Origin of the sequence: Chitinophaga filiformis (genome assembly GCF_021646545.1) — a bacterium.
In the GTDB taxonomy this organism is placed as follows: domain Bacteria; phylum Bacteroidota; class Bacteroidia; order Chitinophagales; family Chitinophagaceae; genus Chitinophaga; species Chitinophaga filiformis_A.
In genome coordinates this window covers 33,742-55,980 of the sequence record NZ_JAKIRP010000006.1, presented here as the reverse complement: position 1 = coordinate 55,980, position 22,239 = coordinate 33,742, and the positions used below count along the sequence as shown (strand labels likewise).

Annotated in this window: 19 protein-coding genes and 1 tRNA gene; 11 read left to right on the top strand and 9 right to left on the bottom strand. The window is 44.6% G+C overall.

Going from position 1 to position 22,239, the window contains the following annotated elements:
• Positions 1-45 precede the first annotated feature (45 nt).
• Together L3C95_RS16630 and L3C95_RS16625 are read left to right on the top strand one after the other, a co-directional pair.
• Entirely contained in the window at positions 46-831 is a 786-nt protein-coding gene (locus L3C95_RS16630) for a patatin-like phospholipase family protein (protein WP_236389205.1), read from the top strand.
• A 132-nt stretch (positions 832-963) separates the two neighbouring features.
• Complete coding sequence (locus tag L3C95_RS16625) at positions 964-1,731, top strand: basic secretory family protein (protein ID WP_236389204.1); 768 nt, start codon at positions 964-966, stop codon at positions 1,729-1,731.
• A 151-nt stretch (positions 1,732-1,882) separates the two neighbouring features.
• Here L3C95_RS16625 and L3C95_RS16620 read toward each other — a convergent pair whose 3' ends face one another.
• Positions 1,883-2,611, bottom strand: coding sequence for a hypothetical protein (locus L3C95_RS16620; protein ID WP_236389202.1), 729 nt, complete (start codon positions 2,609-2,611; stop codon positions 1,883-1,885).
• A gap of 91 nt (positions 2,612-2,702) precedes the next feature.
• On the opposite strand from L3C95_RS16620, the gene L3C95_RS16615 reads away from it, so the two are divergent.
• On the top strand, positions 2,703-4,520 hold the full coding sequence (locus L3C95_RS16615) for a glycoside hydrolase family 15 protein (protein ID WP_236389201.1): 1,818 nt from the start codon (positions 2,703-2,705) through the stop codon (positions 4,518-4,520).
• 3 nt (positions 4,521-4,523) lie between these two features.
• On the opposite strand, the gene L3C95_RS16610 is transcribed toward L3C95_RS16615, so the two are convergent.
• Positions 4,524-6,050, bottom strand: coding sequence for a biopolymer transporter TolR (locus L3C95_RS16610; protein WP_236389200.1), 1,527 nt, complete (start codon positions 6,048-6,050; stop codon positions 4,524-4,526).
• 150 nt (positions 6,051-6,200) lie between these two features.
• Positions 6,201-7,127: a S1C family serine protease gene (locus tag L3C95_RS16605; protein ID WP_236389199.1), complete on the bottom strand. Its 927-nt coding sequence runs from the start codon at positions 7,125-7,127 to the stop codon at positions 6,201-6,203.
• Between the two features lie 225 nt (positions 7,128-7,352).
• On the opposite strand from L3C95_RS16605, the gene L3C95_RS16600 reads away from it, so the two are divergent.
• From L3C95_RS16600 to L3C95_RS16590, 3 genes are all read left to right on the top strand, one after another.
• Positions 7,353-7,931 (top strand): Crp/Fnr family transcriptional regulator, encoded by a 579-nt coding sequence (locus L3C95_RS16600; protein ID WP_236389198.1) that lies wholly within the window; start codon positions 7,353-7,355, stop codon positions 7,929-7,931.
• Between the two features lie 141 nt (positions 7,932-8,072).
• Positions 8,073-8,930 carry an SDR family oxidoreductase gene (locus L3C95_RS16595; RefSeq protein WP_236389197.1) on the top strand — a complete coding sequence of 286 codons (858 nt, stop codon included), beginning with the start codon at positions 8,073-8,075 and terminating at the stop codon, positions 8,928-8,930.
• A gap of 396 nt (positions 8,931-9,326) precedes the next feature.
• Positions 9,327-9,752 (top strand): MerC domain-containing protein, encoded by a 426-nt coding sequence (locus L3C95_RS16590; protein ID WP_236389196.1) that lies wholly within the window; start codon positions 9,327-9,329, stop codon positions 9,750-9,752.
• Positions 9,753-9,771: 19 nt separating this feature from the next.
• Here the strand turns inward: L3C95_RS16590 and L3C95_RS16585 are convergent, their stop codons facing one another.
• Complete coding sequence (locus L3C95_RS16585; RefSeq protein ID WP_236389194.1) at positions 9,772-11,811, bottom strand: gliding motility-associated C-terminal domain-containing protein; 2,040 nt, start codon at positions 11,809-11,811, stop codon at positions 9,772-9,774.
• A 146-nt stretch (positions 11,812-11,957) separates the two neighbouring features.
• Between L3C95_RS16585 and L3C95_RS16580 the strand changes: the two genes are divergently transcribed.
• Positions 11,958-12,042, top strand: a tRNA-Ser gene (locus tag L3C95_RS16580).
• A 528-nt stretch (positions 12,043-12,570) separates the two neighbouring features.
• On the opposite strand, the gene L3C95_RS16575 is transcribed toward L3C95_RS16580, so the two are convergent.
• From L3C95_RS16575 to L3C95_RS16560, 4 genes are all read right to left on the bottom strand, one after another.
• Positions 12,571-12,879, bottom strand: a complete 309-nt coding sequence (locus tag L3C95_RS16575) for an RNA recognition motif domain-containing protein (protein ID WP_149695632.1) — start codon at positions 12,877-12,879, stop codon at positions 12,571-12,573.
• Positions 12,880-13,409: 530 nt separating this feature from the next.
• Positions 13,410-14,300 carry a helix-turn-helix domain-containing protein gene (locus L3C95_RS16570; RefSeq protein ID WP_236389192.1) on the bottom strand — a complete coding sequence of 297 codons (891 nt, stop codon included), beginning with the start codon at positions 14,298-14,300 and terminating at the stop codon, positions 13,410-13,412.
• Positions 14,301-14,309: 9 nt separating this feature from the next.
• On the bottom strand, positions 14,310-15,314 hold the full coding sequence (locus tag L3C95_RS16565) for an aldo/keto reductase (RefSeq protein WP_236389190.1): 1,005 nt from the start codon (positions 15,312-15,314) through the stop codon (positions 14,310-14,312).
• A gap of 219 nt (positions 15,315-15,533) precedes the next feature.
• Complete coding sequence (locus L3C95_RS16560; protein WP_236389189.1) at positions 15,534-16,499, bottom strand: alpha/beta hydrolase family esterase; 966 nt, start codon at positions 16,497-16,499, stop codon at positions 15,534-15,536.
• 102 nt (positions 16,500-16,601) lie between these two features.
• Between L3C95_RS16560 and L3C95_RS16555 the strand changes: the two genes are divergently transcribed.
• The 3 genes from L3C95_RS16555 (at position 16,602) to L3C95_RS16545 (ending at position 19,101) form a co-directional block, all read left to right on the top strand.
• Complete coding sequence (locus L3C95_RS16555) at positions 16,602-16,982, top strand: winged helix-turn-helix transcriptional regulator (protein ID WP_236389188.1); 381 nt, start codon at positions 16,602-16,604, stop codon at positions 16,980-16,982.
• 325 nt (positions 16,983-17,307) lie between these two features.
• Positions 17,308-17,814 carry a hypothetical protein gene (locus tag L3C95_RS16550; protein ID WP_236389187.1) on the top strand — a complete coding sequence of 169 codons (507 nt, stop codon included), beginning with the start codon at positions 17,308-17,310 and terminating at the stop codon, positions 17,812-17,814.
• Positions 17,815-18,132: 318 nt separating this feature from the next.
• Entirely contained in the window at positions 18,133-19,101 is a 969-nt protein-coding gene (locus L3C95_RS16545) for a YihY/virulence factor BrkB family protein (RefSeq protein ID WP_236389186.1), read from the top strand.
• 195 nt (positions 19,102-19,296) lie between these two features.
• Here L3C95_RS16545 and L3C95_RS16540 read toward each other — a convergent pair whose 3' ends face one another.
• Positions 19,297-19,761 (bottom strand): hypothetical protein, encoded by a 465-nt coding sequence (locus L3C95_RS16540; RefSeq protein WP_236389185.1) that lies wholly within the window; start codon positions 19,759-19,761, stop codon positions 19,297-19,299.
• A gap of 457 nt (positions 19,762-20,218) precedes the next feature.
• Here L3C95_RS16540 and L3C95_RS16535 point away from each other — a divergent pair, with 457 nt between their 5' ends.
• Positions 20,219-22,234 (top strand): M13 family metallopeptidase, encoded by a 2,016-nt coding sequence (locus L3C95_RS16535; protein WP_236389183.1) that lies wholly within the window; start codon positions 20,219-20,221, stop codon positions 22,232-22,234.
• The last annotated feature ends 5 nt before the right edge of the window (positions 22,235-22,239 follow it).

The window sequence follows — 22,239 nt, the reverse complement described above, 5'->3', positions numbered from 1 at the left end:
GTGCTAAAGATAGTAGATTTTACTTTCTTTATATATATTAGCCATATGAATCAGGAGTTGAGAGTCCCTATACTGCGCCCTTTTGTCCTTTCTGGTGGTGGCGCCCGTGGTTATGCCCATATTGGTGTATTAAAAGCGTTTGAAGAACAGCATATCTTTCCCGAAGTGATAGCCGCTACCAGTGCCGGCTCGATAGCTGCAGCCTTTATCTGTGACGGGTATACTACAGATGAGGTCAGGGAGATCTTTCTGCATACAAAGATGGGACTGACGGTTGACTGGAAGAACCTGAAAAACGGATTCCTGTCGTTGAAACTACTGGAGAAGGTGCTGACGCAGACATTACGACATAATACCTTTGAATCATTGCCCATTCCCTTATATGTTACTGCCACTAACTTTTCTACCGGGCAGCAGACCGTCTTTAGCAGCGGTCCGCTGATACCGGCAATTCTGGCGGCTTCAAGTATTCCGATGTTGTTCCCGCCGGTGATGATTGACGGTGTTCCTTATGTGGATGGCGGTATTTCCGGAAACCTGCCGGTGGAGCCTTTAATAGCGAAGTATAAATCTATTATTGGCGTGCATGTCAATCCGCTTACGCCTTACAATCCAGCAAGCGGCATCCGGGCCAACATAGAAAGAACCCTGCATATGGCTATTCACGAGCCGGTATTGAAAAATCAACTGCTGTGCAGCCGCTTCATTGAGCCACAGGAACTGGGACGGTTTGGCATGTTCGATTTTAAACGTTTCGATGCTATTTATACCGTCGGACTGGAATACGCCCGTCAGGTGCTAAAGGAAAGCCCAGAGCCGGTTGACGCTTAAAGCGTTGTTTGTCATTCAGATAATGTTAGCGGGAAATATGAGGAAGGTACAGACGTACGAAAATGAAGCTTATTGCGTTTAATTGCAAGAGATCACTGTTTATCTGCCTCCTATTGTAAACCCACTCACAAAATGAGACACTCGCTAAATTATTCCATGATTATTGGTACCCTTGGTATCTTTTTAATGTCTTCCTGTAGCAAATCTGAACTCGTAACTCCCGACCAGCACAAGGACGCCATCAATGAAACAGTCAGCATCGCCGGAGATGTGACAGCAGCTGCTACTACGCCCGTAGGCACCGTTGTGTACACCAGTAATGGTTACAAGGTGACCATCACCAACAAGGACGCTACTTTCGATGATGCTGTACGTCAGAAATTTGTAGACATCTTTTTCAGTGTTTATCCGCAGTTGGTGAACAGGTTCAATACCGGCGCCACCAAATCGGTTACTTTCGTGATAGAGCCAGCTTACAATGGCGTGGCTTACACTTCGGGTACTACCGTTACCTACAGTTCCGCATGGTTCCATAATCATCCGCAGGATGTAGATGTTGTAACGCATGAGATCATGCACGTGGTACAGGCATATACCGGCGGTGCTCCCGGTTGGCTGACTGAGGGTATTGCCGATTATGTCCGTTATAAGTATGGTGTGAATAACGGCCCTGCCGGATGGTCATTGCCTAACTGGTCATCTTCCCAGTCATATACTGATGCCTACCGTGTTACCGCACGGTTCCTGGCATGGCTGGAACTGCGTGTACGCAGCACGATCGTAACAGATCTGAACACTGCATTACGTAACAGGACTTACACAGCCAATACCTGGGTAAGCCTGACCACTAAAACTGTTGACCAGCTGTGGGCAGATTATTCTGCTAATCCTGCATTGTAGCAGTCCATTCATTACTTTCCGGCATTGCCATAATTGAATAATAACCAGGAGGGGATGAACAGTGATCTGCGTACATGCAATGCCGGATAAAGAAGCTGTATCGTGTCAAATGATGCAGCTTCTTTACATTCAACTATCTGATAAAGACAGGTTAATCAAAAAAAGGATCGGGCGCTCTTCTGTCAATATGAAAGGCCTGGTCAAGGTAATAGAGCACTGTTTCCGGCGCTTTGGCCGTGCGTACCAATTCCCGGAGCGGTGTTACTATCTTCGGATATTCATCGATAAATTCCAGTCCCTCCACCGGTGCTAAATGAAATGATTGCATTAGTAACCGGAACCGTTCCAGCTCTGCGCCCCAGTAGCGGATATATTTACTTTCACTGATGCTGAGTTCTATGAGTATGTCCTTTATCTGAAAGAGTATTCCGGCTTCCAGCTGGCAGTCCTGCGTAAGCTCTTCCCGGTATTTTTCCAGTTCATTCAGCACAAACTGTTTCTGTAACAGGGGTGTGGTGACCTGGTCCTCTTCATATATACCATACACGCAGCTTACCTTATCCGGCAGCGTGGCTGCCAGGGCCTGGAATAAAGTCCATAAACGGCTGTTATTAATATTGATCATCGCCTGAAAGCGGTACGGCAGACGGGGATTCTCATTAAGGGTAAGGGCATACCCTTCCACAATCTTTGCCTTTCTTCTCTTGAAGAGGATCTCGTCGATGTCCGGCCGGTAATCTATTTCCTCATCTGAGGGAATACGTACGGTAATGGGCAGTTCTAGCATACTGTAAAGATAAGGTAACAGGAGCTGGGCGACGGTGGATTTCCCCGGGAGCTTTCCGTAGTAACGGGAATCGTATGTTGCTGGCTTGATCATAACGAATCATTCGCGGCAATCGGCTCCGTCAGGTGCCGGGGGGCAACCCCGGTAAGCCATATGTCCGGCATGGTTCATGATAAATACCAGTATGAAGCATCAGGAAAGACCATATCAACGCATTGAAAATTATGGTATTATCGGTAACCTGGAGACTGTTGCCCTGGTTTCCCTGACAGGGTCGATTGACTTCATGTGTTTTCCCCGGTTTGATTCTCCCACCATCTTTGCCGCTCTGCTGGATTCCACCAAAGGTGGTTATTTTTCGGTTGAGCCAGAACTGAAAGATTATACCTCCAAACAATTGTATATACCCGGTACTGCTATCCTGCTGACCCGTTATTTCTCCGACCAGGGTATTGCTGAGCTGACCGATTATATGCCCATTGCCGATGTGAAGAAGGACACTGATTGTACGATCGTCCGCCAGATCAAAACCATCCGGGGTAACATCACATTTAAGGTGAATTGCGTACCCCGTTTTGATTATGCCGCAGCCAGGCATGAAGCTGTACTGAGGAAGCGGAAGAACGAGATCATTTTTACCCCTGTCAACGACGGGAATGTACAACTCCGCCTGATAGCAGATATCCCCTTACAGCTGAAGCATAAGAACGGATATGCAGAATTTACCCTCCGGGAATCGGAAGTAGCGCATATCATATTACAGGCAGTTAAAAAAGACAATAAGGAGCCTTTAGAGGGAGTTGAATACTATACGGATGTCTACCATCAAACAATCGTAAAATGGCGGGAATGGGTAGGCAAATCGACTTATAAGGGACATTATGGGGAGTTGATACAACGGTCGGCCATTACACTGAAGTTACTGACCTCCACAAAATTCGGTTCGGCAGTGGCGGCGCCTACGTTCGGCATTCCGGAAACTATATCCGGCAACCGTAACTGGGACTACCGCTTCAACTGGATCAGGGATGCCGCCTTTACTATGTATGCCTTCCTGAAACTGGGCTTTTTTGATGAAGCGACTTCCTTTATGAACTGGATATTCAACCTGTGTACGGAAAGCAGCCTGCAATTACTGTACAACATTGACGGCAGTAAAGCCGGGAGTGAGCAGGTACTGAAGCACCTGGACGGATATAAGGGCTCTAAACCGGTGCGTATTGGCAATGCTGCCGCCACTCAGCGTCAGACGGACATTTACGGAGAACTGATCGATACGATCTACATCTACAATAAGTCTTACGAGCCCATTACCTTCGAATTCTGGGCGCTGATTAGGAAACAGGTGGAATGTGTGATCAGCGACTGGAAAACGGCCGATCATGGCATATGGGAAATCAGGAACGAAAAACGGGAATTCCTGCATTCCCGTTTAATGTGCTGGGTAGCCATGGACAGGGCTATTAAGATCGCACAACACCGGTCATTCCCCTATCCGGAAACAGAATGGCAGACCGTTCGTGACGAGATCTATAACGACATTTACCATAACTTCTGGAATGAAGAGCTGGAGGCATGGGTGCAATACAAAGGCGCCAAAACAGTAGATGCCAGCGCGCTGCTGATGCCATTGACCCATTTCATCACGCCACTGGAACCGAGGTGGCTTTCCACTATGAAAGCAATTGACAAACACCTGCGCCTGGATGTACTGATCTACCGTTACCGCAACCACCTGGAAAAGATCGACGGACTGGATGGGGAAGAGGGCACTTTCAATATGTGCTCATTCTGGTATATAGAAGCCCTTGCCAAATGCGGGGAACTGGATCTTGCAATGGAGAGTTTCGAAAAAATGATAGGCTATGCCAATCACCTGGGCCTTTTCAGTGAGGAACTGGGAAAAAAGGGCGAGCACCTGGGGAACTTTCCCCAGGCATTCACGCACCTTGCTTTGATTAGTGCTGCCGTTGAGCTCAACAAGCAGATGAGTCGTGTGTAAAGATCATTTTCCTGAAGGAAATATGGGAAACAGCAAATTGGTGTTGCTGATAAATGCGATCCGCTTACTATCGGGCGACCATGATGGCGTATTGATCGTGCCCTGTCCGCCGTACAGGTAGGCAATCACTTTAGCAGGGCCACCAGCTGCAGGCATCAACCGTAAATAAACATGTTTATAGAACGGATGGTCTGACGGTTCTACTTCTTCTTTCAGGAAGGAAAGGAATACGATCCATTTGCCATCCGGAGAAATATGCGGGAACCAGTTATTAAAATCATCATCAGTGATCTGTGTCTGTTCCGAACCATCAGCTTTCATCCGCCACAGCTGCATCAATCCGCTGCGCACAGCGTTGAAGTAAATGTACTTCCCATCAGGTGTATATTCAGGGCCATCGTCCAGTCCGGGGGCAGTGGTCAATCTGACTTCCTCTCCACCAGCAGCGGGCACACGGTAAATATCAAACTCTCCATTGCGTTGCCCTGTAAATACCAGGTACTTTCCATCCGGCGACCATCCATGCATATAGGAAGGACCCACCTTGTTGATGCGCTTAGGATTACCTCCGGTGCGTGGTACCACATAACCGATGGACGCACCGTTTTCTCCATCTCCACTACTGATGGCCAACATCTTTCCATCAAAGGATAATACGTGATCATTGTTGTTCTTTTTCGCATCTCCGGTATTGATCAGGGAAGGGGTTTTCTTCTCCAGGTCAAACTGGTATAGTAGTCCGTCGGCATTATAGATGAGCGATCGGCCATCTTTGTTCCAATTGGGCGCCTGTATGGAACCGGGAACCTGGTATACAATGGTGCTGTTCTGTGTGGCGATATCCAGTATTTCCAGCATGCTGCCGATGTACTGGCGGTAAGGCACCAGTGTGTCAGGTGCAGGCACCGTTATGCGTACATTGCTGAATACTGCTTTTTCAACCACATCCGCATTGTGTGAGCAGACGAACAGGCCTGCATATACTTCATCTCCCAGTGCGAGGTTATCGAGCTTTTCACTGATGAATGTTTGTCCGTTCCTTGCTACGGATAATGTAAATGTATTACCCCTCCGCTCCAGCTGCAAAACATCGGCAGCAGTCAGTGTAGATTTTATTTCTTCCGTATTAGCTCCTGAAGTACGTCTGAATTGCAGAGAGGTTAACCCGTCTCCATGTACAACGCCATTCACATGGGGTGCGCTGGTATCCAGTGAGCTGCGTATCATCAGTCCCCATTTGCGGTGAGCTGCTGTACCCTTGCCGATGAACCGGGCATTGGTACGGAGAATAAAATCGCCCTTCATCTTTTTCCAGACAAAGTGAAATTCGTCACTACCGAACCACATATTTGTACCTGCACCGCTGATGGTGTATTGCTGTGTCTTCGGATCGTATTGCGTAGTACCCCTGTGTTTCACCTTTCCGACATCTGTTTGTCCGTCGAAAATACCGGCTGTCTGCGCAGAGAGCCTGGCGAACTGGCTGAATGCCAGCAGGCTAATGGTGAATAACAGCAATTTCTTACCCATATGTAAATAGTATAACGTGATCAACTGAAGGCAGGTTTGCCGTGGAATCTTATGCTGTCTAATTTACAGATGTTTCCGCGGGAATGAAAGATTTGCGCTGGCAGAGGATGCTATTAATTTACATAGTAAGAGTGCCGGATATTATTCTGCTCAATCCCCTCTTTCTACAGGTGTTATACGCAGTTCATGCTTTTCATTGTTCCGTATCACGTTGATGTACTGGAACTGGCCTATTTTATCGGACGTCATCATTTTAAAGAACTGGTCGGCCGTTTCCACCGGCTGGTCATTGAACTGGTAGATAATGTCTCCGTTGAGAATACCTGCTTTAGCGGCAGGACTATTGCGTTCCACTTTGGAGATAAACAAAGCCTGTTTGTTTTTCAGCTGATGGATGGTACGTAGTCTGGGTACAAGATCGATCTGTTGCATGGCAACACCGATATAGGCTCTTTTGACCTTACCGTAACGGATCAGCTGGTTGGCAATGGCCTTGGCAGTATTAATGCTGATCGCAAAACAAAGGCCCTGCGCTCCTCGGATAACAGCTGTATTTACACCGATGACCTCTCCGTCGCTGTTAATGAGTGGACCGCCGGAATTACCGGGATTCAACGCTGCATCTGTTTGTATCATGGCGTCCATCATCATGCCGTCCTGTCCCTGCAGCGATCGGCCTAAAGCGCTGATCACACCTGCAGTGACGGTATGTTGGAACCCCAGCGGATTGCCGATAGCAATTACCATCTGACCGATCTTAAGTTCGTCAGAGTCGCCCAGTTTGACGGGAGAAAACTCCCGGGCATCAATTTTTAAAAGCGCCAGGTCGGTAGCAGGGTCCTGGCCGGCCAGGATCGCTGGGTATACACGGCCGTCTTGCAGCATTACTTTCAGGCTATCGGCGCCGTTTACAACGTGACTGTTGGTGAACAGATAACCATCGGAAGAGAAGAGGAATCCGGAGCCGGTTCCGGATACTGCTTCCTGGTTACCGCTGGCGTTAAGCCTTTCTATTTTGACAACTGCGGGACTTGCCTTTTCCACAGCGTCAATTATAACTTGAGAATATGCATCCATAATAAAATTGTATCGATTTTTTTAGATTCATCAAATATCTTACCTCGCATGAATCTGGACAGACTGGCAGGGGCGGGTGGACTAAATCTGTCAGAAAGGTTGCTCGCTGTTAATCAGACTGCCAATAAGCGCATGTGAATGTCTAAGGCTAAACTGTATCTCATGTTTATAGATGGGTGAGTGCTCCCGGTCAAAATGTTATCTTTGCGGATATTTAAGCCATCAATGTTCGACGCATTTATACAATACCTGAGGGACAAGATTACACTTTCGGAAGAAGAAGTGGAGATGATCCGCTCTGTAGGTATTTTAAAGAAACTTCGCAAACGCCAGTTCCTGTTACAGGAGGGAGATGTATGGAGATACAACGCATTCGTCGCCAAAGGCTTGTTAAAAACGTTCTCGATTGATAGCAAGGGGCAGGAGCATATTATGAACTTCTCACCTGAAAACTACTGGACGGGCGACCGTGAAAGCCTTATGAATGAAACGCCTTCCCGCTTTAATATTGATGCCATCGAAGACGCTGAAGTGATACTGATAGCCAAGGAGAACTTTGAAACGCTTTGCCAGAAAATACCTCAGCTGAATAACCTGGTGAATGCCATTTTACAAAAGAGTTTCATTGTATCCCAAAGTCGTATCCATGCCAATATCAGCTTATCTGCCGAAGAAAAATATCAAAACTTCCTGGACAAATTTCCTTTCATAGCCAGCCGTGTACCGCAACATATGATCGCTTCGTATATAGGCATCACCCCCGAGACGCTTACGCGCATAAGAAGGAATGCTGCAAAGAAATGAAATCATTTCAAACGCTGAATCAATGAAAACCGCCGCTTAATTCCATTGACATTTGTTTGCTTTTTTTTCGTGTTTTTGTCAATGGAGACAGCCTGCGGCCTGTGGTAATTTTGTTTCATCAATTAATTAAATTCTTAAACGATGAGCAAAATAATCTTCATTACAGGAACAAGCACTGGTTTTGGAAAACTTACCACTATTACGTTAGCAAATGCAGGATATACCGTCATTGCTGGTATGCGCGATATCAAAGGGAAAAACGCAGGCGTTGCCAAAGAATTGGCTGCAACACCCAATGTAGATGTGACAGAGATCGACGTAACCGATGATGTGTCTGTGGCGAAGGCATTTCAGCAGACACTTGGCAAATATGGAAAGATTGATGTATTGGTAAACAATGCTGCCGTAGCAGGCTTCGGCGTGTTTGAGGCATACAGCATTGACCAGATGCGCCAGATGTTTGAAGTGAATTTCTATGGCGTGGTTAGGACTTATCAGGCGGTATTGCCAGCAATGCGTAAAGCCAAAAGTGGTCTGATCATCAATATTACATCCGGTGCAAGTGGCCATGCCTTGCCTTTTATGGTGCCCTACTTCGCATCAAAATTTGGCGTGGAAACCATCACTGAGGGCTTACAGGATGAACTGAAACAATTCGGTATTGAAAATGTCTCCATTCAGCCAGGTGTTTATCCTACCGAAATGAACAACGGTAGTAAAGCCGGCGTACATGCAGACAAAACAGCGATTGCGAAGGAATATGACCCGTTGGCAACAGAACAATTCAATGCGCTTGGTGCAGCTTTATTTGGCAAGATGGAAGCGTTTAACATGGATCCCCAAACCATCGCTGACGGTATCCTGGAACTGATAAAAATGAAGGCAGGTACCCGTCCTCTGCGTTTCCCGCTTGATGCCGTAGCCCAGGGTACTGACATTGAATTTATCAATGCCCGCTCGGAAATAAAGGCCAAATGGCTGGCTAAATATAACGGGTAATGGCCAGTAGTATATACATGGGTATATATGTAAATGTAACCTGTCCCTGATGAGGGGTGGTTCAAACCGGGATGTAACTAGCATATGACCAGGATTAACCTCCGATTATCTTCCGATCAAATCGGAGGATAATCGGAGGTTAATCCTGGTCATATGCTAGTTACATCCTGGTCACATACTCCGGAAAATGACAAACGTAATAAAACTCATCTGTTGGGTACGGTCCCCGGCCCCTTTTTCAGTAAATCCTGCCTGAGAAAACCTGGTGTTTTTATCCAGTCAGTAATTATTTCCAAATACTTTTTGCATCGTTGTTTCATTTATCTATTTTTGTTCCCCGGAAATGCAATGCGTATTTCCGTTGGAAAGGAATTTTTGACAGAAAAGAGGGAAACCATGGAGAAAATTGACAGAATTGCCGGAACAAAACCCGCTTACCAGGTAAAATGGGATGCCATCGGCATAGGAGCATCACTGGCCTGCGCTGTTCATTGTGTGTTGTTGCCTGTTATTTTTACAACCTTCAGCCTGTTTGGGGTAGAGATACTGAAGAATGTCTTTCTGGAGGTTTTGACGGTACTGGTCTCCATGACTGCCGGAGGATGGGCCATTTGGAAGGGATATATGCGCCTGCACAGGCAAAAGGCTGTCCTGGTATATTTTCTGGCAGGTCTTTTACTGATGATTGCAGGCAATTTTGCGGGGGCTGTACCGCTGGAGATGGGCCTTAAGATCATCGGGGCTATCCTGTTGATCACCGCACACATCAGGAACTGGAGAGGCTGCCGGGAATGCGAAACCCATACTTCAGCAATAGCATAACATAAAAACCGTACTGCTACTAACGCAGCAGCACGGCGGTTCCTTTACGGAAGACTTTTTTACCGGTATCTTTTATAGTATAGCGGAGCATCCACACATAACTGCCAACATCGGCTGGTTTTCCTTTTACGGTACCATCCCATTTCTTTGTCCAGTCGGTGGTCTGGAATACCAGTTGTCCCAGTCTGTTATATACGGAAAACTCGAGGTCCACAGCCTTATAAGCGCTCAGCGGATAGAGATAGTCGTTCATCCCGTCATGGTTAGGGGAGAAGGCGGTGGGCACATCAATATAACAGCTCGTCACTGCTTTGATGATATGGTCCACGGTATCCATACAGTGCAGGTTGTCTTCTACGATCAGCCTGATCCGGTAATCCTGTTCCTTGCGAATAGGAAAATATTGTTGCGGTACTGCATCTGGGCCGGTGCTGATAACGCCATTGCCATAATCCCACAGGTAGGAGATAAGATTTCCATAGCTCTCATTTTTCGGAGAGGTGATATCCAGTGGGCAATAAGGTCCCGGATCTACACTAAACAATGCTGCCATTGTCCGTTCCAGGTTGATATCCCTGTCAACAGAGTCTGTGCAGGTGCCATTGGACACAAACAGGAACACATGTTTGACCCCAAAATCGCCGAATATCTTAGTCACGTTTTGCGTATAGCGGTTGTCTGTACTGTCAAAGGTCCAGCGCCAGTAGTTCACATCATTGGCGCCATTATGGGTCAGGCTCAGGGTGCTTATCTTACAATTCCTGTTCAGGCCAAAGTCAAAATCAGCAGAAACGGTATCGACTGTATGAAAGGTTACTGTTTGTCTGAGGGGTACCGGCTGTCCACATTCTCCCAATATTGGAGTGCCGTCGCTGCTGGTAGTGAGCGTGATAGTATAAGATCCTTCTGTCACCAATGGCTGTGCCAGTTGAATGATCAGTGTATCGGTGAGATTATTCACATTACAATTGCCGGTGGCACCGCGGATGACTGCCTGCGGCGTTCCGGTTATAGTAAAATTACTACCGTTGGGCGCAATTGAACTACAACGTACTGGCACTGACAATACAATCTTGAGCTGGTCCGGCGCACAACCTACCGGCGCTATGCCCCGCATTTCCACCGGAGGGGGGACGTCAATGTGGAAGTCGGCACTTTCTCCTTCTGCCAGGCTGTTGCCGCATACATCCAGGACGGTATTACCATCTGTGCCAATCCTTATAGCGATGGTGTAATCGCCGGGCGCTAAGGGTGCGCTTAGCTGCACCAGTAGTGAATCGGTGTCAAAGCCATTGGAGCAATTAGCACCGCTTGCCGCCGTGATGGTACCTGTTCCTCTTGTAAAGGCGAACTCCGTACCCTGAGTAGTTAATGTATTACAAAGTATTTTCTTGGTCAGCTTTATACCGACGGTACTGTTTAAGCAATTGTAAGTAGCTGACTTGATAGCAGGTATTCCCGGGCTGGTGATATCGGCCGTTCCTCCTGTAAACTCCAGGTCGTATCCTGATTGTCCTTCTGACGTAAAGTGACTCAGTAACAACAGGTATTGATGACCTTCTATCAGGTTTGGCATGCTACTCCACAGGGGAACTCCAAGCCCTCCGCATTCTGTCAGGGATGAACCAGCACTGGAAGCACCGGTCACACCACCTTCACCAGACCAGTTCCTGCACACAAAAAGCCTGGGGTCAGTAAATACATCATCGGGTGAACGACCGGTTACATCGAAGAGCTGCCAGTCATAGTCGTCGGACAATACTTTAGGGGTGATCTTAAATCCGAGCGTTCCTGCCTTATAGCAAGTGAATTTATACCAATAGGGGTTAACGTCGGCAAGTCCGCCGTCCTGACCACCAGGACAGGGAGGGCCAACAACGGGGCGTCCGCCGCATTTGGGTACTGACTCCTGACTAAATACTTTGGTGCCACAAACAGGGAATGCAGTGGATGGGTTTTGACCGATCGCTGTGCACGTGCTTTGTTGCGCCTGAATGGTATCAATGTGTATAAACATCAGGCAAATGAGCGGGTACAGGAAAATGAATTTTGAGCGCATGTTTATTCCGTTACTGGGTATCAGTAATACCTAAAAATAGTTTTTTTTTACGAGCAAACCCAACAACACAAAGGATTTTACCAGAATGATATGCGGTATGGAAAAGTTTTTTTTTGAAAATTAAATCAGTTTTATACTTTTGCAGCGGAGAAATGGCAGAGCGGTCGATTGCGGCAGTCTTGAAAACTGTTGACTGTAACAGGTCCGGGGGTTCGAATCCCTCTTTCTCCGCAGAAAATCTAAGCTTTAGCGGAAAAAAATTTAAGCCTTCAGATGATGTCTGAAGGCTTGTTTTTTGCGGCAGTCTTTGATTGAATGATTTTGCATTTGACAATGCAAAAGTCTATAGAAGTATAGTGACTGCGCAGGAACTAAATTGTAAGTTCAATGTGTGGTAAAAAATCACATTATTTCGAAATCCAGCTTAGCGTTTCTTTTGAAACAATGCACTATTCATACAGACCGAGGAACTAGTAAAGGCTAAAGTTTCGAACTCACACAACTAACATGATGATACAAATCTTCATTGTCACCTAATAGAAGGAACCCTGTTGCTGACAGTTCTTGTTATTATATCCCATCCTGGAGGTTTGTTAAGGGTATAATTAGAAAATTAATTGGAAAATTCAGCTTGGGTTGCTACTATTCGGTATATAGAAAAATAAAAGCAACGCTACAAACTACTTAACGTATTCTGCGGCTTTGCTCTTCTGCTCTCTTAACAGATAAAGGTAATAGACGTTTTAAAACATCCGGCTATTAGTATCTGGGTCTAAATCCAGGGCGTGGGCCGGATCTGGAGAAACGATTATTTTCTGGTCTTTCAGGTTTTGGACGAGCCTCATACACCACTATTGTCTGGCCAGCAACTACTGAATTATTCAATTCCTTAATTGCCTGTACTGCATTGGAATCGTCTGGCATTTCAACGAATGCAAAGCCTTTAGAGCGGCCACTGTACTTATCATAAGCCACGTTAATACTATATACAACTCCAAATGGGTCAAATAAAGACCATATCTCATCTTCAGTTGTTCTGTCACTTATATTACCTACAAAAATATTCACAATTATAATTTTAATCAAATATACATACTGATGAAAAACAAGGGATAAGGAAGAAAAAGGAACCCAAACTAAATCAGAAGGGGCCAAATGCAACCTTGCTAAAGGTAGAGCAATAAATTGGGTATTACAGGATTAATTTATAGGGATATTATAAGTGCTTTCGACGCTATTATATTCAGAAACGCCCAAAGACGCGCCATGCACCATTAAATTCGTCAATTTCCGAAATCAAGGATAGCAACTCGACGTAAAAATGCGAGCCCCATTGTAAAATGAACTTATTCTCTCCGGATCTGATAAAAATAAGTTCGAAAGTTGTCCCCGGTAGCCCGCAGAAAATCTAAGTTTTAGCGGAAAAAAATTTAAGCCTTCAGATGATGTCTGAAGGCTTGTTTTTTGCGGCAGTCTTTGATCGAATGATTTTGACTGTAACAGGTCTTACCTGCTTTTACTAATTAACGGCTTAACCTTTATATCTGCCTTTTTTAAATACCCTATATTCTTGTATGCAGTGGGATCCGGGGGCTCGTTTAGTTAAACAAGGTTCGGAACTCCAAGGGTGAAAGGTTGGTCTTCTTCTTGAACAAGGTACTGAATGACTGCGCATGCTCGAAGCCCAATGCATAAGCGATCTCGCTAACAGAAAGGCTGGTTGTAGACAGCATTTCTTTAGCCTTAGCGATCAATTTTTCATGAATATGTTGCTGGGTATTTTGGCCGGTATGGACTCTTAGCAGGTCACTCAAATAATTAGGTGACAGATTCATGCGACCAGCAACATATTTTACGGTAAGCAATTCGCTGAACGTAGCCTGGTTAAAGTGTTCGTCCAATAACTGCTCAAACTTAGCGAGCAGCTGATGATTATTATTTTTTCGGGTAATGAACTGCCTTTCATAAAAGCGTGCCGAATAATTTAATAGCAACTCGATCTGTGTAATGATGATCTCTTGCGTATGTTTATCAATACGGACACACTCTTTATCGATCTTATGTAAAATCGAGATCAGGTCATTCTCTTCATCATCAGAAAGGTGCAGTGCCTCATTTACGGCATAATCAAAAAAGCCATATTTGCTTATCGATGCACTTAGCCGATGCCCCAATAAAAAATCGGGATGAAAGATTAGCAGAAAACCAGAGCCGCATTCCATATGCTGCAAATCAAGATGCTGCACCTGATTGGGCGCTGTAAAGCTTAGCACTCCTTTATCGTAATCATAATGCTGCTGCCCATAGCGGATTTTACCCTTAGCATCACGTTTAAGCGCCACGCAATAGAAACGGTTAACAAAGCCTTTCCAGATATCATCTTCCAGGAAAACGCTTTCTGACAGATCGACAACGCTAACCAGCGGATGCTTAGGTTCCGGTAAAGAGAGCAACCGGTGAAATTGCGACAACGTGTGAATGGCGTTCATTACACAAAATTAATCAATCAGGCCCATACTAAACTCATCATAAGGAGCACCAGTATCTGTTCCCAGTGGCACAATACTTTCCAACTGCTCCATGTCAGTCTGGCTCATTTCGATCTGGGTAGCGGCAATATTTTGCTCTAAATATTTAAGTCGCTTTGTACCGGGAATTGGCACAATACCCTTCTCCATTATCCAGGCCAGTGCCAATTGTGAAGAAGTAATGCCCTTTATGGCAGCCATTGCTTCGATCGCTTTTACCAATTCAATATTCTTTTGGAACTGCTCGCCCTGGAACCTTGGTATAGCACGGCGAAAATCATTCTCGGGTAAATCATCAACGCTTTTGATCTGCCCTGATAGAAAGCCGCGGCCTAAGGGAGAGTAAGCGACAAAACCAATTCCTAATTTATGCAGCGTTTGCAGCACTCCTCTTTCTTCTACTGTCCGTTCAAACAAGGAATATTCACTTTGCACTACCGTAACTGGATGTACAGCATGCGCACGTTTAACCGTTTCAGAAGATACTTCTGACAGACCGATATAGCTGATCTTGCCTTCTTTAACCAGTTCGCTCATGGCTCCTACTGTCTCCTCTATCGGTGTATTTTTGTCAAGGCGGTGCATATAGTAAAGATCAATATGATCGGTGTTCAAATTTTTTAGCGAGCGCTCCACCGCTTTCTTCACATATTCTTTTTTACCATTGATGGCCCAGGTCACCTGATCATCATCATTGATCTCCCAACCGAATTTAGTGGCTACTATATATTGATCGCGCTTATCTTTAATAGCTTTGGCGATCAGCCTTTCATTTTCAAAAGGGCCGTACAGATCTGCAGTATCCAAAAAGTTACAGCCTAGTTCAAGCGAACGATGGATTGTAGCGATTGCCTCCTGTTCATCAGCCGGGCCATACATATGACCATCCTGAAAACCGGTCATTCCCATACAACCTAACCCTATGCCTGGAACAACCAGTCCCTGGCTTCCTAATTTTATATTCTTGATTTCCATGAGGCAAAGATCTACATAGATCATAACCGACATGTATCCAAATCCCCGAATCTGTTCAGCAAATCAAGGATAAGTATTTAGGCGATTTGCTAGAGTCGCCACCAAGGGTGTTTTAACATAAGAAAGAGGCACAAGCTGTCAAAAGGCTCAAATTCATTCCCGACGGGACTGCCTTTCCGGCGGCTAATGCCCACTGACAGAGCGTTTTGAGGTAAACAGCTAAGGGTGGTTAATACCCCAAAAATTGACCGCCTCGCGGGGTGCACTAAAATCTCTATTCACTTTCCCCATAAGTCTCGGAAATTTGGCTAAAGATTGCGGCACGATATGGCCGCCTCCATGTACGGTATATAAGGCAACAAGCTTTTGCTCATCCTGCAACCAGACTTTCCTGTCTGCACTTGTCAGATCATCAGGATTTAAATGTGGCAAGCGGGCAGTTTGTGTTGTCCTTGGTCCGTTGTGGCTTTCAGCAAATGCTTCGGCTGTAGCTAAAGCACTGATGACATTTCCAAGACGCTTCCCGAAAAAGTTAACCTTGCCACCCTCATAGGGAATAATCGGATCTGCGGTACCATTTACCATCAACACGGGTGGCATCGGCGCCCACGGGCTGTCTGTCAGGTTTTCTGGTGTGGGAAGGTTGCTACCCACCGTGGCTATTCCGGCCAGCAAACCGGGCTCTGACATGGCTAACCGGAACGCCATCGTACCGCCATTAGAGTAGCCGAAAACATATACTTGCTGCGGATCTACATGATGGTGAAGCCGGTAACTTTCAATAAGCGATTTAATAAATCCGACGTCATTAATATTCTTCCGTTTTGCAGGAAACGGCGCGTTCTTCCTGATGTCGTTCCAGTTGTGTTTGTAGCCATCAGGGTAAGCCACAGCAAAACCATATTCATCTGCCATCAGGTCAAATTCATACCCTGTCCATGCACGTATTTTTGCACCATCTATACCAGAGCCGTGTAAGACGATAACGAGCGGAACCTTTCTTTTGCTCAACCGGCCGGAGATGTATTTCCAATAAGTACGCTTTTCTGCGCCAATCATCATTTCTTCTCTTGATATCTCTGATAGTAAGCGGGGTGCTTTGGGCGTTGGTGCGTAAGCCCAATATAAAAATAAAGTCAGGCAGGTGATGACCAGAAGGCAGATGATGGCTGTAGCAATTATCATATCTAATGCTTTGGATTTTTAACTATTGGCAAAACTACTTACCTTTAGTTACTAAAATTCAGTAGTTAACAAAAGGTAACTAGTAACCTTTAGGTAAGTTGTATGAAAAACGATGAACAGATTAAGCCGGAAGACCTCAGCTGCGCCGAAAAGTTACAGGCGATGGGCGATTCCCTGTACGTAATTGGTGGCAAATGGAAATTGAGGGTCATCATTGCTCTTTCACAAGGGCACAGCAGGTTCAATGACCTGCAACGAACCATCACCGGAATATCGGGGAAGGTACTTTCGGGTGAATTGAAAGAATTAGAATTGAATGGCTTAGTTAAACGAAAGGTACAAGCCGGCACCATTCCGGTTATCGTTGAATATGAGCTCACGCCATACAGCCAGACCTTAAAAGATGTTGTATACGGGCTTATTAAATGGGGCGTACTACACCGTGAAAAGATTAAGTCGGAAGGTAAGCTTAGCAACGTTTAAAACTTTTTTTTACGGAAAGCCCCGCAGCATTCGTGGTCAAATTTTTTAATTCCTTTCAATAATAATGGTCATTAAGGAATCTATTTCACCTCCTCATAAGCCTGCATGCTAATTGATAAATCCGGTCTAAAGCCCGGGGCAAATTGGTTCGATAATTGTCCCCCCGCTGCCTGCAGAAAACTTAAGGTTAGCTGAAAAAATTTAAGCCTTCAGATGACGTCTGAAGGCTTGTTTTTTGCGGCAGTCTTTGATCGGATGATTTTGACTGTAACAGGTCACGGTGGGCCGAATCACCAGACAGAAGATAATTTTCTATCTTTATTTAATGAAGATCCCTTGCCTGCTTTTATTTCTCTTTCCCGCAATAGTCTTTGGACAGGTTACCACCATTGATACAAATAAAGATGTTTCACACTGGCTTGATTCAATAAAAACGCTACCGCTAACGCAACAGTTATATGCTATAAAACAGAGAGCTATTAGTGATACTAATACGTACGTTTGCTATCGGCAATTTGTTTGCCGTGAGGGATTGAAAGGTCGCTATGTTTATAAAACCCCGGTAATCGGAAATAAAAAAGAGGTAAGTTGTAAACCTTCGTACTGGATAGGCGGATATCCTTTTATGAACGATGACACAAAGAATAAGGATGGCCTTCTAAAATTTCAGCAAGCATTAGAGAAGGTTAAGATTGATACCATATTATCACTCCAGGGGACCGCAGCAGAAGCATTATTGGGCTCAGATGCAGTATGCGGTGCGGTACTAATTGTGGTGAAGGATAAGAGGAGCAGAAAATGGTTAAGCCGCAGCCGATCTGCGAATAAATGAGCTAAACGCAGAAACTTTGAAGACTTGCCCGGATGGGAAATTAAGGCACAATACAATTGGGCAATCTAATATACATGTGGTAAGATTTCCGCAGGCCAAAGCCTAAAACTTGAACATTCAGGAATGGATCAATCTGGAAAATTGCGTAGCTACCGTAGTGATGCATACGCCCATATTATCGGTATTATTTTTGGATATGATATTGACTATTAGCTTGTAACAGCAGTTGTCTATTTGTACAATAGCATGTTTTTATATGTAAGGGCCGCACCCTTACACTCTCACCAGTATTATTAGACATTTCTAACCCCATTTATTATGGCTATTAGAAACTATTTTACAAAGAAATCGTTTAAAGACTATTTTACAATTCTTAAAGCAGCTTTTACTGGTTTTCTCGATGACATGGCACTTAAATTCAGTGCATCACTTGCATATTATACCGTTTTTTCCTTAGCGCCGCTATTGCTCCTGCTCATCTCACTGGCTGGTTTTTTCCTTAGCCGTGATGTGATACAAAGTAAAGTATTTTCAGAAATCAACGGGCTTGTTGGTAATGAAGCGGCCAACCAGATCCAGGATATGATCGATAACCTTAAGACGACTGGAAAATCAACTATCTCGGTAATAATTGGCGTGGTTACTCTTATTATAGGTGCTACTACAGTATTTGGTGAAATTCAGCAATCCATTAATATCATCTGGCAGGTAAAGCCTAAGCCGAAAAAAGGATGGTTAAAATTAATTAGAGATCGCCTGCTATCTGGTTCTATGATCGTTACGCTTGGCTTCTTGCTTTTAGTATCCCTCGTCCTGAATGGTGCACTCGATGCAGTAAGTGAGCGATTAAAAAACTTCGTGCCTGACGTAACCGTAACACTTTTTAATATCATCAGTTATCTGATCAGCTTTATTATTATTTCGACGTTATTTGGTGTAATCTTTAAAGTATTGCCAGACGCTAAAATCGGTTGGAAGGATGTCCGCGCAGGCGCATTTTTTACTGCCATACTATTTATGATCGGAAGGCTGGTAATCGGCATTTATATTGAAAAATCTGCCACGAGTAGTACATATGGGGCGGCAGGCTCCCTGATTGTTATCATGTTATGGGTCTATTACACAGCAGCCATTTTATATTTCGGGGCTGAATTTACCCGCGCATACGCAGATTTTAACGGAAAACGGATAGAGCCATCTGACTATGCGGTGCATGTGGAACAAAAAGAGGAAGAGAAGGATGTAGCTGTGGTGCCTCCTAAGCATGAGATTGGCGATAGCGAATAATTTTATTTCGTTTGGAACAGCAACAAGTAGGCGTCGGGAAAAATGATGGAAACCGCACTATTCTACCTAAATCGCGGGCAAAAAAAGGGCAAATTTGAACCCTGCTTTCTGCAGAAATTAAAAGCCTTCAAATAGGAATTTTTGAAGGCTTTTTGTTTTGTGATAGCATATAACTGTGCTTAGCGTATCAATTTTCTACTGTGGCCTAACCCACAGATGGCTGGAATCAGCGGCTATATCATACACGGTTATTTCACGACTCAAGATGTTGACTGATATAACTTCAGCAGTTGTGAATACTGTTCCTTCTCCGTTATAGGTATCGGCACCTAATCGCACACTTACATAACCACCGTTATCTGTTTTCTCATACCCGTCATACATAAATACAATAGAGCTGTCCTTAACAAAGATCTTCGTCATTTCGTTTGTTGAAAGCTGAATATAACTGCGAATAGTATCTCCCAGCCAGGGAAACTGATTGTTTATCTCAAAAGAAGAGCTATCAACAAGAGTGACTGGCTTTGGCGTCTGATTGGTATCTGAAAGGGAGTCCGGCACTGCTGGTGCTACGGTTGTATCTGAGTGATTACTGATTACATTATTACTATGACAAAATGCAAACAGGGAAATTGACAACACAAAGAAAACTTGTTTCATAGAAATGGGATATATGCATTCTTAAAAAATCAATATATGCAACAAAGAATCAACAGAATTCTGAGCAGCGGTTCAGTAAATATTTCTTTATTTTATTGAGACTAATGATACTGTTTTTACGAAGCGTCTTCAGCTTTGGAGGCACAATAACCGCAGTTATCTATCTTACCATTGTTAAAGTATCCTGTAATTGAAGGCTATCTAACAATAGTCAGGATAACGGCAATTAAACCAATATTATAAGACAAATATAGAAATATAATTAAACATAGTAGGCGTTAGCGATCATCCGGATAAGTTAGCGATGTACCGGAAGCTTACTGTCGTAATTTTGAAAGAAATAGGCGGTTTTATCTGATACCGCGTGAGTAGTAACCATCTTTAGGTATCAGGGATTAGATAAAATATGATATCTTTATTAATCATACAACATCATTTCGCCACAAATCTAATCCATATGAGAAATTGGTTCTTACTATCCGTTTTCTTAGGTTCTTTTGTTGCCTGCCAGCCGCGAACTGAGGAGAAATCCTTTATTGCTATTGAAGGAATTGACTCGACTATCCGGCCGGGCGATAATTTTTATAATTATGTAAATTTAAAATGGTATGATACCGCCCAAATACCCGCTAGCCAGTCGGGGGTAGGAGCATACCGATTTATGAACTACCAGCAACGTCTGAAGTTGCTGGCTATCCTCGATAGCGTATCAAAAAGTACCAATCCCGCCGGCAGTCTTGAACAAAAGATCGGTGATTTCTTTGCCGCTGGAATGGATACCAATAGCATCAATCAGCGTGGCTTTGAGCCACTCAAAACCGGCTTGGATCGCATCAATGCCATCACCACTATTGCTGATATGCTGACATTCATAGCCGAACAAACCAAATTGTCAAACTTATCCCTTATTGATTTTCAGGTTTCGCCTGATCAAGAAAACAGTAGCATGAATATGGGACATATTTATCAAACTGGTATTGGCATGCCTGACAGGGATTATTACTTTAAGACAGACACATCCACCCTTGCTATACAGCAAGCATATAAAAAATACCTCGTAGATCTTTTTGCGTTGACTGGAAGTGATTCTGCGTTAGCACAGAAAAATGCAGCACTTGTTTACAATATCCAAAAGCAGCTGGCAGCATCACATAAAACCAATGTTGAGCTGCGGGATATAAAAGGCAATTTCCATAAAACAGCCCTGGGCGATTTAAATAAGCAACAACCTAACATAGGTTGGACGACTTTCTTCCAACATCTGGGCGCTACCATGGATTCGCTGGATGTAGCCCAAACAGGCTATTATGATAAATTGAACACTCTCTTAAAGTCGATCCCGCTTGAGGATTGGAAAACATACCTGAAAGCCAGTTATATTAGTAATTATGCGGATTACCTCAGCAAACCATTTGTAAATTCATCCTTTGAATACAATAAAGTACTTACGGGACAGACCACGCAAAAAACGCGTGGTGAGGTTATGTCAGGTGTAGTAGACGCCTATCTTGGACAGGCATTGGGTCAACTATATACGAAACTATATTTCCCGGAATCGGCCAAAGCGCGGATGCTGGAGCTCGTGAATAACCTGCAGAAGGCGTTCTCCATTAGGGTCGATCGGCTGGACTGGATGAGTGACAGCACGAAGCAAAAAGCAAAGGAGAAATTATTTGCCATCACCAAAAAGATCGGATACCCCGATAAGTGGCGTGAATACAACAATGTAACAGTAGTGAGGAATAAATATTTTGAAAATGTGGTATCGGCTGCGGCGAACAACTTCCAATATAACCTGGCTAAACTTGGGAAGCCGGTTGACAAGACGGAGTGGTTCACTACACCTTCTACCGTTACTGCTTATAACAATCCTTACGCCAATGAGATCGTATTCCCCGCCGGAATTCTGCAACCGCCTTACTTTGATAATAATGCGGACGATGCGCTGAACTACGGTGGTATTGGTATGGTGATCGGGCATGAAATGACGCATACATTTGATGATCAGGGTGCCCAGTTTGATAAAGACGGTAACGTGAAAAGCTGGTGGACGCCTGCAGACTATGAGAAATTTAAGTCCAAAACACAACAGGTCATCGACCTGTACAGCAAGTTCACCGTACTGGATAGCGTTCATATAAAAGGTGCGCTTACAGTAGGAGAAAACACAGCGGACATCAGCGGGATTGCCGTAGCATATGATGCTTTTAAAATGACCAAACAAGGTCAGGATACTACGCTGATCGGTGGCTTCACACCCGATCAGCGCTTTTTCTTTTCAGTAGCCAGGATCTGGCGGGTGAAAATGAAAGATGAATACCTGCGTTACTGGATCAATAACGATCCGCATTCTCCACCCATGTGGCGTGTGAACGGCCCACTGATGAACATCCCGGCTTTTTACTCAGCGTTTAATGTACAACCCGGGGAGAAAATGTATCTGGACGACGATAAGCGGATCAAGATATGGTAAGCGGC

What these genes read in the sequence shown, in the direction of transcription:
- L3C95_RS16630 (WP_236389205.1), top strand. Translation starts at nt 46, where the DNA reads ATGAATCAGGAGTTGAGAGTCCCTATACTGCGCCCTTTTGTCCTTTCT.
- L3C95_RS16625 (WP_236389204.1), top strand. Translation starts at nt 964, where the DNA reads ATGAGACACTCGCTAAATTATTCCATGATTATTGGTACCCTTGGTATC.
- L3C95_RS16620 (WP_236389202.1), bottom strand. Translation starts at nt 2,611, where the DNA reads ATGATCAAGCCAGCAACATACGATTCCCGTTACTACGGAAAGCTCCCG.
- L3C95_RS16615 (WP_236389201.1), top strand. Translation starts at nt 2,703, where the DNA reads ATGAAGCATCAGGAAAGACCATATCAACGCATTGAAAATTATGGTATT.
- L3C95_RS16610 (WP_236389200.1), bottom strand. Translation starts at nt 6,050, where the DNA reads ATGGGTAAGAAATTGCTGTTATTCACCATTAGCCTGCTGGCATTCAGC.
- L3C95_RS16605 (WP_236389199.1), bottom strand. Translation starts at nt 7,127, where the DNA reads ATGGATGCATATTCTCAAGTTATAATTGACGCTGTGGAAAAGGCAAGT.
- L3C95_RS16600 (WP_236389198.1), top strand. Translation starts at nt 7,353, where the DNA reads ATGTTCGACGCATTTATACAATACCTGAGGGACAAGATTACACTTTCG.
- L3C95_RS16595 (WP_236389197.1), top strand. Translation starts at nt 8,073, where the DNA reads ATGAGCAAAATAATCTTCATTACAGGAACAAGCACTGGTTTTGGAAAA.
- L3C95_RS16590 (WP_236389196.1), top strand. Translation starts at nt 9,327, where the DNA reads ATGGAGAAAATTGACAGAATTGCCGGAACAAAACCCGCTTACCAGGTA.
- L3C95_RS16585 (WP_236389194.1), bottom strand. Translation starts at nt 11,811, where the DNA reads ATGCGCTCAAAATTCATTTTCCTGTACCCGCTCATTTGCCTGATGTTT.
- L3C95_RS16570 (WP_236389192.1), bottom strand. Translation starts at nt 14,300, where the DNA reads ATGAACGCCATTCACACGTTGTCGCAATTTCACCGGTTGCTCTCTTTA.
- L3C95_RS16565 (WP_236389190.1), bottom strand. Translation starts at nt 15,314, where the DNA reads ATGGAAATCAAGAATATAAAATTAGGAAGCCAGGGACTGGTTGTTCCA.
- L3C95_RS16560 (WP_236389189.1), bottom strand. Translation starts at nt 16,499, where the DNA reads ATGATAATTGCTACAGCCATCATCTGCCTTCTGGTCATCACCTGCCTG.
- L3C95_RS16555 (WP_236389188.1), top strand. Translation starts at nt 16,602, where the DNA reads ATGAAAAACGATGAACAGATTAAGCCGGAAGACCTCAGCTGCGCCGAA.
- L3C95_RS16550 (WP_236389187.1), top strand. Translation starts at nt 17,308, where the DNA reads ATGAAGATCCCTTGCCTGCTTTTATTTCTCTTTCCCGCAATAGTCTTT.
- L3C95_RS16545 (WP_236389186.1), top strand. Translation starts at nt 18,133, where the DNA reads ATGGCTATTAGAAACTATTTTACAAAGAAATCGTTTAAAGACTATTTT.
- L3C95_RS16540 (WP_236389185.1), bottom strand. Translation starts at nt 19,761, where the DNA reads ATGAAACAAGTTTTCTTTGTGTTGTCAATTTCCCTGTTTGCATTTTGT.
- L3C95_RS16535 (WP_236389183.1), top strand. Translation starts at nt 20,219, where the DNA reads ATGAGAAATTGGTTCTTACTATCCGTTTTCTTAGGTTCTTTTGTTGCC.